Annotated in this window: 1 protein-coding gene (only partly in view); it reads left to right on the plus strand. The window is 69.2% G+C overall.

What is annotated here, in order from left to right; genetic code table 11:
• On the plus strand, positions 1–14,214 hold the 5' portion of the coding sequence (locus AB0M14_RS21030; protein ID WP_364997394.1) for a non-ribosomal peptide synthase/polyketide synthase. It continues 3,759 nt past the right edge of the window; 14,214 of the gene's 17,973 nt are visible here — the first part of the coding sequence; its start codon is at positions 1–3; its stop codon lies beyond the right edge, outside the window.

Below are 14,214 nucleotides of genomic sequence, written 5' to 3' on the forward strand. Positions count from 1 at the left end.
GTGCCCGGTACCCCGGAGCAGTTTCCGCTGGCCCCCGCTCAGCTCGGCCTCTGGTATGCGCAGTTGCTCGAACCCGAGGTGCCGATCAACATCGCGCAGTACGTGGATGTCCGGGGCGAGCTGGATGTAGCTGCGCTGCAAGAGATTTCGCGGGACGCGGCGCTGGACTACCAATCCACCATGGTCCGGCTCGGCGAGTCCGGCGGGCAGCCGTATCAGTGCTTCGATCCCGAACTGCCGATCGAGCTGCCGCTGATCGACTTCCGGGGTCATCCGGATCCGGCTGCCGCCGCCCAGGATTGGATGCGGGCCGACGCCGGCGCGCCGATCGACCTGCTCCGGGACCGGCTCTTCGCCGGGGCGATCCTGCGGGTGGGCGAGCAGCGCTGGTTCTGGTACTTGCGGGCCCACCACCTGGTGCTCGACGGCTACGGCGCGCTGACCAATACGATGCGGGTGGCCGAGCGCTACACCGCGCGGGTGCTCGGCACCGAGGTCGAGCCGGTGCGACCCGCGCCGCTGGCCGAGCTGGTCGGCGGTGAACTGACCTACCGGGAGAGCTCCCGGTTCATGGCGGATCGGGCGCACTGGGCGCAGCGGGTGGCCGGGCTGGACGCGGTCACCAGCCTCGACGGGCGCACCGCGCCGCGGGCGGCGGCCAACCTGATCGCCGGCCGCGCCCTGCCGGACGACCTGGTCGAGCGCATGAACCAGGTTGCGGCAAGCCAGGATTCGACCATCGCCGTGGTGCTGCTGGCGGCCTTCGCGAGCTACCTCGGGCGGTTCACCGATCGCGACGACGTGGTGCTCAGTCTGCCGGTCACGGCGCGGACCACCGCGGCGATGCGGCGGTCGGCGGGAATGCTGTCGAATATCGTGCCGCTGCGCGTCGGGGTGGGACGCGCGGTGCGCTGGTCGGAGGCGCTGCGGGCCACCCGGGTGGAGCTGGCGGGGGCGCTGCGGCATCAGCGCTACCGGCACGAGGACATCCGGCGGGACGCCGCCCACGACGCCCCGCGGAATCGGGCGCTGTTCGGGCCGCTGGCCAACATCATGCTGTTCCAGCGGGATCTGACGCTCGGCGCCACCGTCGGCCGGTATCACGTGCTCTCCACCGGCCCGGTGGAGGACTTGAGCCTCAATGTCTACTACGGCGAACGCGACTGTGTGCACGTCGATTTCGAGGCGAACCCGAATCTGTACGCGGCCGAGGATCTGGCCCGGCACCACGCACGGTTCCTGCGGTATCTGGAACGGCTGGTCGAGTCCGGCCTCGACACACCGCTGGGCGCGGTGGATGTCGCAACCGAACTGGAAGTCGAGGTGAGCACCCGGCTGTGGAACACGACCGATTTCGAGGTTCCGGGCAGTGGTGCGGCGACGCTGGTTTCGATGTTCGAGGCGCAGGTGGCGCGGACGCCGGACGCGGTCGCGCTGCGCTTCGGGACCGAGACGCTGAGCTATCGGGAGCTGGCCGGGCGCGGTAATCGGCTGGCCCGCTGTCTGATCGAGCATGGGGCCGGGCCGGAGACGGTGGTGGCGCTGCACCTGCGGCGGTCGGTGGACCTGGTGGTCGCCATGTACGCGATCCTCGCGGCCGGCGCGGCCTACGTGCCGCTGGATCCGGATCATCCGGCGGAGCGGACCGCGCACATCCTGGAGACGGCGCGGCCCCGCTGCGTGCTGAGCACCGAAGCCGATCGGCCGGCCGGTGTTCCGGGCGTGATCGTGCTCGATGATCTCGATCTGTCCCGATACCCGGACGGGCCGGTGTGGGAGCGGGAGCGCACCGCCGCACTCGCGCCCGCGCACCCGGCGTACGTGCTCTTCACCTCTGGATCGACGGGCCTGCCGAAAGGCGTCGCGGTCAGCCACGCGGCGATCGTGAATCGGCTCGTCTGGATGCAGCACGCCTATCGGCTGCGCGCCGACGACGTGGTGCTGCAGAAAACCCCCGCGACCTTCGATGTGTCGGTGTGGGAGTTCTTCTGGCCCTTGCAGATCGGCGCCACCCTGGTGCTGGCGGCGCCGGACGGGCATCGCGATCCGGCCTACCTGCGGGCGGTGATCGCCGAATTCGGCGTGACCACCGCGCATTTCGTGCCCTCCATGCTGGAACTGTTCCTGGCGGGAGAGCAGCGCCCGCGAGAAACCGGTCTGCGGCGGGTGTTCGCTTCCGGGGAGGCGTTGCCCGGCGCGCTGGCCCAGCGGTTGCGGGTGCTGACGGGGGCCCGGCTGCACAACCTGTACGGTCCCACGGAGGCTGCGGTCGACGTCACCTTCCACGAGGTGACCGATGCCGATACCCTCGCGGTGCCGATCGGCGCACCCGTGTTCAACACCCGGGTGTATGTCCTGGACAGCGGCCTTCGGCCGGTCCCGGTCGGAGCTCCGGGTGAGCTGTATCTGTCGGGGGTACAGCTCGCCCGGGGTTACGTGGCGCGGCCCGCGCTGACCGCCGAGCGTTTCGTGGCCGACCCGTTCGGGGCCGGGGCGCGGATGTATCGCACCGGGGATCTGGTGCGCTGGACCCCGCGCGGGGAACTGGAATACCTGGGGCGCACCGACTTCCAGATCAAGCTGCGGGGGCTGCGGATCGAGCTCGGCGAGATCGAGGTCGTGCTCGGCGCGGTCGACGGTGTGCGGCGTGCGGTCGCGGTGGTGCGCGAGGAGCAGCTGGTCGCCTACGTGGTGGGCACGGTCGAGGTCGAGCGATTGCGGGCCGCGGCCGTTCGCGCGCTGCCCGCCTACATGGTGCCTGCCGCGTTCGTCGTGCTCGAGACGCTGCCGGTGACCGCGTCCGGCAAATTGGATCGGGCCGCGCTGCCCGCGCCCGGCCGGATCGCCGCGCGGTACCGGGCGCCGGCGACACCCGTCGAGGACGCGGTGGCGCGGGTCTTCGGCGAGGTGCTGGGCCGGGAACGGGTCGGACGCGATGACGACTTCTTCGCCCTGGGCGGAAACAGCCTCACAGCCACCCAGGTCTCGGCGCGGTTGGGCGCCGACCTGGGATGCCGGCTCGGAGTTCGCGAATTGTTCGGCGCCGCCACGGTGGCCGAACTCGCCGGACTGATCGAGCGGGCCCAGGGAACCAGCGGCGGCCGCGCGGCCGTGTTCCTGCGGTCACGGCCGCGGCCGCCGCTGGTTCCCCTGTCGCCGGCGCAGCAGCGGATCTGGTTCCTGAACCGGTTCGAAGGCGGCGCGGACTACAACATGCCGTTCGTGGTCCGGCTGCGGGGCGCGGTCGACCTGGACGCGCTGCGGTCGGCGCTGGAAGACGTGGTCGCCCGGCACGAGGTGTTGCGCACCGTTTTCCCGGCCGTCGCCGCGTCCGAGGTGGGTTTCGCACAGCAGGTGGTGCTCGCCGAGACCGTGCTGATCGGTGCGCCGGTCGCGATCGAAGCGGAGGCGCTGGATCAGCGGTTGCGGACCTTCGCCGCGGCCGGGTTCGATCTCGAATGCGAGATTCCGATCCGGGCCCGGATTTTCACGGTCGACGACGACAGTTGCGCACTGGTGCTGGTGTTGCATCACATTGCCGCCGATGGACTTTCGCTACCCGTGCTGGCGCGGGACGTGATGATCGCCTATGGGGCAAGGCATTCCGGTCGCGCGCCGGAGTGGACGCCGCTGCCGGTGCAGTACGCGGACTACAGCCTCTGGCAACGGGAACTGCTCGGTGCGGCCGATGATCCCGAATCCGTGCTGTCCCGGCAAGTGGCGTTCTGGACCGATGCGCTGGCCGGTGCGCCGGACCAGGTGGAGCTGCCCGCCGACCGGCCGCGGCCCGCGATCGCCTCCGGAGGTGGTGCGGTGCACCGGTTCGAGCTGCCGGCGGCGGGCATCGCGGAGCTGGCTCGGGCGCACGGAGTTTCCCCGTTCATGGTGTTGCACGCCGGGTTCGCGGCACTGCTGTCGCGGATTTCGGGCAGTGGCGACATCGTCCTCGGCACACCGGTCGCGGGCCGGGGCGATCGGGCGCTGGACGACCTGATCGGGATGTTCGTGAACACCCTGGCGCTGCGCACGCCGATCGATCCCGCCGCGCCGTTCTCCGCCCTGCTCCAGCAGGTGCGTGACATCGATCTCGCTGCCTTCGGACACGCGGAATTGCCATTCGAGCAGCTGGTCGAGGCCATCAACCCGGTCCGCTCCCGGGCCCGGCACCCACTGTTCCAAGTGCTGCTCGCCATGGACACCGCGGCGGCAATCCGATTCGAATTGCCCGACTTGTCGGTCTCCAGCAGTAGTGTGAACACCGGAGTGACCAAGTTCGACCTACAACTCACGGTCACTGACGGCTTCGCCGGTGCCGAGCACAGGGAAGGTTCGGCACCGGCGGAGGTTCCCGCCGAACTCTCCTACGCCACCGATCTGTTCGATGCGGCGACGGTCGCGGGGTTCGCGCGATGGTTCACGGTGCTGCTGCGCGCGGTGGTCGAGAATGCCGACACCGTGGTCGCCGATCTGCCGCTCCTGGATGCCGCCGGGCAATTGCGGGCCCTTGAAGCTGGTGTCGCGGCAGTGCATTCCGGAGTTCGGCGATACGAAGCCGCGGAGTTTTCCGGGGACGTGCTCGAGGCATTCGAGGCGCAGGTGCGCCGGACGCCCGATGCGGTCGCGCTGATCGATGGTGGACGGGCGCTGACCTACGCGGAGTTCGCCGCCGAGGTGCACCGGCTGGCCCGGATGCTGATCGAGGCGGGTGTCGGGCCGGAAGCGCTTGTCGTACTCGGTATGCGGCGCTCGGCGGAGTTCGTCATCGCGGCATACGCAGTGCTCACAGCGGGTGGGGCCTATGTTCCGGTGGATCCGGACCAGCCGTCCACCCGGCTCGCGCACGTGTTGTCGACCGCGGCACCGGTGTGTGTTCTTACCCGCTCGGCCGATGGGTGGATGGGGGGACTCACGGCGGCGATACCGGTAGTCGCGATCGATTCGATCGACTCCTCGGCATATTCGCCTGGGCACTTGACTGATTCGGAGATCCCGCGCACTGTGCGGGCGAGCAACACCGCATACGTGATCTTCACGTCTGGGTCGACGGGACTGCCGAAAGGTGTTGCGGTACAGCGGGCGGCGCTGTCCAACCAGATCCGGTGGATCGCCGGGGAGTATGGCATCGGGGAGCCCGATGTGGTGCTGTTCAAGACGCCCGCGACTTTCGATGTGTCGGTGTGGGAGCTGTTCGCGCCGTTGGTATCCGGAGCGCGCATCGTCGTTGCCCGGCATGACGGGCATCGCGACAGTGCCTATCTGGCCGAGATGATCGACGCGCATACGGTGACGATGACCTCGTTCGTGCCGTCGATGCTGTCAGTGTTCGCGTCCGCCGTGGACGCCGAGCAGATCGCCTCCCTGCGAACGGTTTTCGTGGCCGGCGAGGCGATGACCGGGGCAGCGGCCGCCGCGTTCGCCGAGATCAGTGCGGCACGGCTGTACAACCTGTATGGGCCGACCGAGTTCACCGTGCACGCCACGCACGCTCCTGTGGTCAGTGCGGAGGCCGGACCGGTGCCCATCGGGCGCCCGGTCGACGAGAGCCGGGCGCTGGTGCTGGACAGCCGGTTGCGGCCGGTGCCCGACTTGGTGGTCGGCGAGCTGTACCTCGCCGGTGTGCAGGTGGCGCGGGGCTACCACGGACGGGCGGAGCTGACAGCCGAGCGATTCGTCGCCGCTCCTTACGGACCGGCCGGGGACCGGATGTACCGCACCGGTGATCTGGTGCGGCGCGACCGGAATGGCGTGCTGGAGTATCTGGGCCGCAGTGACTTCCAGGTGAAACTGCGCGGGCAGCGAATCGAGCTCGGCGAGATCGAAGCAGCCTTGCGCGCGGTGCCGGAAGTGCGCGCGGCGGCGGTGCGGATATTCGCCGCAGCCGCAGGCGAAATGCTCGTCGCCTACGTGGAATCCCCTCTCGCGGAGCAGGATCTGCCTGCGGTACTGGGTGACCACCTGCGAGCTGTGCTGCCTTCGTACATGGTGCCGTCCGCCTACCTGGCGCTGGACGCGTTGCCCCTGACCAGCTCCGGCAAGCTGGACCGAAAGGGCCTCCCGGATCCGGTACTGGGGGCCACCGAGTTTCGTGCCCCGTCGACCCGCTTCGAACTGGTTGTCGCAACGGTGTTCACGCAAGTCCTCGGTGTACCGCAAGTCGGGCTGGACGACGACTTCTTCGCCCTCGGCGGCAATTCCCTTGTCGCCAACCGAATCGTCGCCCGCATCGCGGACACCATCCAGGCCGACGTACCGATCCGCCTGCTGTTCGAGCACCCCACCGTCGGTGCGCTGGCAGCCCACCTGCCCACTACCGGTACGAGGAACCGACTACCACTGGTGGCAGGCCCCCGCCCCGACCGAGTCCCGCTGTCCTACGCCCAGCAGCGAATGTGGTTTCTCAACCAGTACGACGCCAACTCCTCAGCAAACAACCTCGCAACCGCGATAAGACTCACCGGCGCCCTCGACCTCGCCGCGTTGACCGCCGCCGTCACGGACGTGCTGACCCGCCACGAAGCACTGCGAACGAGATACCCCGCAGTGGAGGGCATTCCGTATCAGGAGGTATTGGCTGCTGACCAGATTCGCCCCGACCTCGAACCTGAAGAAGTCTCCGCCGCCGACCTATCCACACGAATTCGTGCCTTCGCAGCAGAACCGTTCGCCGTGCACGAGCAGCCACCCATCCGACTGGCGCTGCTGCGCCCGATCGACGCACACCCGCCAGCCGATTCCGCGGGAGTCGGGGCTACGGCCGGAGGGAAGACCAATGTTGCGGGGGCCCTGGCTGATTCGGCTGATGACGTCGTGCATGTGCTGGTGGTGTCGATGCATCACATTGCCGCGGACGGGTGGTCTATCGGGCCGTTGACGCGGGATTTGATGGTGGCGTACGCGGCGCGGTGTGCCGGGACGGCACCGGGTTGGGCGGCGTTGCCGGTGCAGTATGCGGACTTCGCGTTGTGGCAGCGGGCGGCGCTCGGGAGCGAGTCGGACGCAGAATCGGTTATTGCTCAACAGGTTCGGTACTGGGCCGGGGAGCTCGAGGGGTTGCCCGAGGAGTTGGGGCTGCCTGCGGATCGGCGGCGGCCGGCGGTGGCGTCGGGGCGGGGGGCGCGGTACTCGTTCGGGATTTCGGCGGAGACGCGGCGGCGGTTGCGAGGGGTGGCCGAGGGGGCGAATGCCTCGGTGTTCATGGTGTGGCAGGCGGCGTTCGCCGTTGTGCTGGCGCAGCTTTCGGCGCAGCGGGATATCGCGATCGGTACGCCGGTGGCGGGGCGTGGGCACGAGCGGCTGGATGAGCTGGTCGGGATGTTCGTCAACACGGTGGTGTTGCGTACCGAGGTGCGGCCGGAGGTGTCCTTCGCCGATTTGGTCGCGGCGGTGCGGGATCGGGATTTGGCGGCGTTCGCGCATGCGGACCTGCCGTTCGAGCGGTTGGTGGAGGTGCTCGCGCCGGAGCGAACGGGGGCGCGGCATCCGCTGTTCCAGGTGATGCTGGATTTCCAGAACACCGCGCAGACTGCACTCGAGCTGGCCGGTCTCACCGCGGCGCGGCTGGAGATCGACACTCGCACAGCGAAATTCGACCTGCAGCTCACCGTGCGGGAGGCGGCGGCCGGGTTCGACGCCGTGTTCGAATACGCGACAGATCTGTTCGACGAAGCGACCATCGCCGCGTTCGCCGGGCGGATGGTGCGGGTGCTGGACGGCGTGTGCGCGGATCCGGGGCAGGCGGTCGGGGACATCGAGTTGTTGTCGGCGGCCGAACGGTCGCTGGTGCTCGACGTTTGGAACGACACGGCGTACGAGGTGGATTCGACGGCGACGCTGGTGTCGCTGTTCGAGGCGCAGGTGGTGCGGAGTCCGGCGGCGGTGGCGGTCGCGTTCGAGGGCGCCGAGCTCACATACGCGGAATTCGCGAGCCGGGTGCATCGGCTGGCGCGGTTGCTCGTCTCGATCGGGGTCGGGCCGGACAGCACGGTCGCTGTGGCCATGCGCCGGTCGCTGGATCTGCTGGTCGCGATACACGCGGTCGTGGTCGCGGGTGGCGCGTATGTGCCGGTGGATTCGGAGCATCCGATCGAGCGGATCGCGCATGTGCTGGACAGCGCGGCACCGGTCTGTGTGCTGACCCGGAGTGACGACGGGCTGGAACTCGATGCCGACGAGGCGTATTCGCGGTTGTGGGCTGTGCTGGATGTGGATCAGTTCGACACCGGCGAATACTCGGACGCACCGCTGACCGACGAGGAACGACTCGGGGCGCTCCATCCGGAGAACACCGCGTACGTGCTGTTCACCTCCGGGTCCACCGGCAGGCCGAAAGGTGTGGCGGTTTCGCATCGGGCGATCGTCAACCGCCTGGTGTGGATGCAGGACACCTACGTGCTGACGGATGCCGATGCGGTGTTGCAGAAGACACCGGTCACGTTCGACGTCTCGGTGTGGGAGTTGTTCTGGCCGTTGCAGATCGGCGCTCGGCTCGTGGTCGCGAAGCCGGATGGGCATCGGGATCCGGCCTACTTGGCCGAAGTCATCACGGATGCACAGGTCACGGTGGCGCATTTCGTGCCGTCGATGCTGAGCTTGTTCGTAGCGGAACCAGCTGTAGCGCGGTGTGATTCGCTGCGGCTCGTCTTCGCCTCGGGCGAGGCGCTCCCGCCGGGCCCGGCTCAGGCCGTGCGCGAGCTCACTGGTGCGCGGGTGTTCAACCTCTACGGTCCGACCGAAGCCGCCGTCGACGTCACCAGCCACGAGGTGATCGACGCTGACGCGCACACCGTCCCGATCGGCGCACCGGTGTTCAACACCCAGGTGTTCGTGCTGGACAGCCGGTTGCGGCCGGTCCCGGTGGGCGTTCCCGGCGAGCTGTACCTCGCCGGTGCGCAGCTCGCCCGCGGCTATGCCGGGCGACCGGATCTGACCGGAGACAGGTTCGTAGCCAATCCCTTCCGGTTCGGCGAGCGCATGTACCGCACCGGAGACCTGGTCACCTGGCGTGGCGACGGCGAGCTGGAGTACCTGGGGCGCACCGATTTCCAGGTGAAGTTGCGCGGCCAGCGGATCGAGCTCGGCGAGATCGAAGCCGTGCTCGCGGCGGCCCCTGGCGTCGCCCAGGCGGCGGCGATCATTGCCGCCACCGCGCACGGAGAGCAGCTGGTCGCCTACATCACCGCTACGGCCGACCCGGCGGGCTTACCGGAAGCGGTGCGTCGCAGCGCGGCTCGGGCGTTGCCCGCCTACATGGTCCCGTCGGTGGTCCAGGTCCTCGACGAGTTCCCGCTGAACTCCGCCGGCAAGCTCGACCGGAAGGCGCTGCCCGCGCCGGTCGTCGAGCTCGCGGCCTTCCGGGCGCCCGCGACCACCGCGCAGGTCACCATCGCGGCGATCTACGCCGAGGTTCTCGGTCTCCCCGCCACGCACCGCGTCGGCCTGGATGACGACTTCTTCGCGCTGGGCGGCAATTCGCTGACCGCGACCCAGGTGGTGGCCAGGGTCGGGGCGGCGTTGGACGCACACCTGCCGGTGCGGGTGCTGTTCGAGGCCCCAACGGTGGCGGAACTGGCAGCCCGGGCCGCGGCACGGCAGGGGAGTGGCCGGATGGCGCTGGCGGCGCGGCAACGACCGGCGCGGATCCCGTTGTCGGCGGCCCAGCAGCGAATGTGGTTCCTCAACCGGTTCCTGACCGGCGGTGACACCGGTCCCGGCGACGCGGTGAACCATATTCCGGTCGCGTTGCGGCTCACCGGTCAGCTGGATGTCGCGGCACTCTCGGCGGCGCTCAGCGACCTGATCGCGCGCCACGAAACCTTGCGGACGGTCTATCGCGAGGGTCCGGACGGCGCGGAGCAGATCATTCTGCCCGCGCCGCAGGATGTCTCCGAGCTTCGAGCGATCGAGGTGCTCCAGGCTGATCTCCGCACTCGGCTGTCCGGTTGCGTAGCGGCGATATTCGACCTGAGTCAGGAGCCGCCGCTGCGCGCGCATTTGTTCAGCGAGACCGAGACCGGAGCGCACGTGCTCCTGCTGGTCCTGCATCACATCGCCGCCGACGGTGTTTCTCTCGCACCGCTGGCGCGCGACCTGATGACCGCCTACGCCACCCGGCGCGCGGGATCGGCGCCGCAGTGGGACGAGCTGCCGGTGCAGTACGCCGACTACGCCCTATGGCAGGCCGAAACCCTGGGCGTGGACACCGAACCGGGCACCGCCGCGTACCAGCAGCTGGACTTCTGGCGGCGAACCCTGGCCGGTCTGCCCGAGCAACTCGAGCTTTCCACCGACCGGCCGCGCCCGGCCGAGACAACTTATCGTGGCGCGACGCACCGGCTGCGCATCGACTCCGACCTGCACGGCGAACTGCGCGAGCTGGCCCGCAAGCGGGAAGCGACCCTGTTCAGCACGGTGCACGCCGCGCTCGCGGTGCTGCTGGCCCGGCTGTCCGGCGCCGGCGATATCGCGGTCGGCACACCGGTCGCCGGCCGGGGCGAGGCCGCGCTCGACCAGCTGGTCGGGATGTTCGTCAACACGCTCGTGCTGCGCACCCAGATCGATCCGCGGGCGCGATTCGAGACGCTGCTCGACACGGTGCGTGCCCACGATCTGGACGCGCTGTCCCATGCGGACCTTCCGTTCGAGCGGCTGGTCGAGGTGCTCGCACCGGCCCGCGCGCGGAACCGGCATCCGCTGTTCCAGGTCGCGCTGACCTTCCAGAACTTCCCGCTGCCCCGCCTGGAGCTCGACGATCTCACGGTCTCGCCGCTCGAATTAGACACCGCCGCAGCGAAGTTCGATCTCCAGTTCACCGTGCTGGAATCCGATGACGCGGACGGCCGCGCCGACGGCATGGACATCGAGATCAGCTACGCCACCGACCTTTTCGACGCCGACTCGATCGCGGTACTGGCCCGCCGATTCACTCAGGTGCTGGCGGCCATCGCGGCCGACGCGACCGTGGTGGTCGGGGACATCCAGCTGCTCAGCGGTGAGGAGCAGCAGCGGGCGCTGTACGAATGGGCGGGCGCCGGTGTGGCGGGCACGGTGGTGCGGGAGACGCTCGCGGACCGGTTCGCGAGTGCCGCACTGCTCGACCCGGCTGCCGTCGCGGTCCGGGCCGGGGAGATCGCGCTGAGCTATGCCGATCTCGATGCCTGGTCCAATCGCCTCGCTCGCAAGCTGACGGCCGCGGGCGTGGGGCCGGAAACCCTCGTGGCGGTCGCGCTTCCGCGCACGGTCGAGTTGGTCGTGGCACTGCTCGCGGTGATCAAAGCCGGTGGTGGCTATCTGCCCATCGATCCGAACTATCCCGCCGATCGCATCGAGTACGTACTCGACGACGCGCGCCCGGTCTGCGCGATCAGCAGCGCCGCAACGGGTCTCCCACGGGACTGGTTCGGCGGCCCGGTCATCGATCTGGACGTCACCGACCTCGAATCGCTGGACGCCGCACCGTTGACCGACGCGGACCGGCGCGCACCGCTGGATCCCGGGCACACCGCCTACGTCATCTACACCTCCGGCTCCACCGGACGGCCGAAGGGTGTCGTCGTCCCGCACCGTAATGTGCTGCGGCTCTTCGACAACACCCAGCGCCACTTCGATTTCGGCGCCGCGGATGTGTGGACCATGTTCCACTCGTACGCCTTCGACTTCTCGGTGTGGGAGCTGTGGGGCGCGCTGCTCTACGGCGGCGAGCTGGTCGTCGTCGACTTCTTCACCTCGCGGTCGCCGCAGCAGTTCCGGGAATTGCTGGTCGGCGCGGGTGTCACGGTACTCAATCAGACCCCCTCGGCGTTCTATCAACTGATCGCCGCGGACGCGGACGCCGAGCCTGCCGAATACGCCTTGCGCACAGTCATATTCGGCGGTGAGGCACTGGAACCGCAGCGTTTGTCCGCCTGGTTCGAGCGGTATCCCGAGCAGCCGCGCCTGGTGAACATGTACGGCATCACCGAGACCACGGTGCACGTGTCCTACCGGCCGATCGCACCCGGTATCGGATCGGCGAGTGTCATCGGCAGTGCGATACCGGGTTTGGTGGTCCGCGTGCTCGACTCCCGGCTGCGCCCGGTACCGGTCGGGGTGCCCGGTGAAATCTATGTCTCCGGTGGCCAGCTGGCCCGCGGCTACCTCGGTCGCCCCGCGCTCACCGCGGCCCGGTTCGTCGCCGACCCCTACGGTGCGGCCGGGACGCTGGCCTACCGTTCCGGTGACCTGGCGCGCTGGACCGCTAACGGCGACCTCGAATACCTGGGCCGCGCCGACCAGCAGGTGAACCTGCGCGGCTTCCGGATCGAACTCGGTGAGATCGAAGCCGCGCTGCTCGACACCGCCTCGACCGTGCGGGAAGCGGTGGTCGTGGTGCGCACCGATCTGGTCGACGAACCGCGCCTGGTCGCCTATGTTGTCGCCGGAGCGCTCGACACCGCGCGGCTGCGCAAGGATCTGGGCCGGGTGCTGCCCGAGCACATGGTGCCGGCCGCGATCGTGGTGCTTGATCGAATCCCGCTGACCGTCAACGGAAAACTGGATCGGGCGGCCCTGCCCGCACCGGCCTTCGAGGCCACGACCTATCGTGCGCCGGCCACGCCGGCGGAGGAGATCGTCGCCGGGGTGTTCGCCGAAGTGCTCGGGTCCGCCGATCGCGTCGGCGCCGACGATGACTTCTTCACCCTCGGCGGGAGCTCGCTGCTCGCCGCCAAGGCTGTCGCCCGGATCGGCACGGCGCTGGGACGGACGGTCTCGGTGCGCGCGCTGTTCGAGGCATCCCGCGTCGCCGACCTAGCCGCCCTGGTGACGGCAAGCGCCGCGGAGGCGCGGCCCGCGCTGGTCGCCGGGGTGCGGCCCGATTCGTTGCCGCTGTCGCCCGCGCAGCAGCGGATGTGGTTCCTGAATCGGTTCGACAGCGGGTCGATCGCCTACAACATTCCGATGGCGTTGCGGCTGACCGGTGCGGTGGATATCGCCGCACTGCGTGCCGCGGTCGCCGACGTGATCGCGCGGCACGAGTCGCTGCGGACCAGGTATCCGGAGGTGGACGGCGTCGCGACGCAGGTGATCCTGCCCGCGGACCAGGCCCTTCCGGACCTCGAGGTATTCGTTGTCGCCGAAGACACACTGCTGGAACACATCCGGCAGCTGGCCGTGACGACGTTCGACATCACCGCCGAAGTGCCGGTACGGATGCGGCTGTTCCAGACCGGCGCGACGGAGTTCGTGCTCGCAGCCGTGCTGCATCACATCGCCGCCGACGGATCCTCCCTCGCGCCTTTCGCCCGTGACCTCATGCTCGCCTACACCGCGCACCTCGACGGAGCCGCACCCGTGTGGTCTCCGCCGGCGGTGCAGTACGCCGATTACGCGCTGTGGCAGCGGGCGCTGCTCGGCGCGGAGGACGATCCGGAATCGCCGGCGGCGCGTCAGATCGGGTACTGGACCGAGGCGCTGGCCGGGATTCCCGATCAGCTCGCGCTTCCCACCGACCATCCTCGCCCGGTCCGGCAAAGCCTGCGCGGCAAGAAGGTCGAGCTCACCCTCGACGCGGAACTGCATGCTGCTCTGGTCGGCCTCGGCCAGCGCAGTGGCGCAACGCTGTTCATGGTCGTGCACGCCGCGTTCGTGGCACTGCTCAGCCGGTTGTCGGGTACCGGCGACATCACGGTCGGCACGCCGATCGCGGGCCGCGGAGCGGCCGAACTGGACGACGTTATCGGCATGTTCGTGAACACCCTTGTCCTGCGCACCCGGGTCGACGGGGCCGAGACCTTCGCGGAACTGCTCGCACGGACGCGTACCGGCGATGTGGCGGCGTTCGCCCATGCCGACGTCCCGTTCGAGCGGCTCGTGGAAGTGCTGAACCCGGAACGGTCCACCGCCCGTCACCCGCTGTTCCAGGTCGGCTACTCGTTCCAGAACCATGAGCGCGGCGAGCTGCGGCTGCCCGGCCTCGAGGTTCGAGCGCTCGAATACGACAGCGGCGTCTCGCAATTCGACCTGCACCTGTTCGCCGTCGACAACTACGGCCCGGACGGGTCCGCCGCCGGTTTGGAACTCGCCCTCGGCTATGCGACCGACCTCTTCGAAACAGGCACGGCTGAACGCATCGCCGGCCAACTTCGCCATGTGCTGGAAGATGTTGCGGCACAACCGGAAACCGTCATCGGCGACTTGGATCTGCTCGGCTCGGCCCGCGCTCGCCTGCTCGACGACTGG

Origin of the sequence: Nocardia sp. NPDC051832 (assembly GCF_040681285.1) — a bacterium.
GTDB lineage: Bacteria > Actinomycetota > Actinomycetes > Mycobacteriales > Mycobacteriaceae > Nocardia.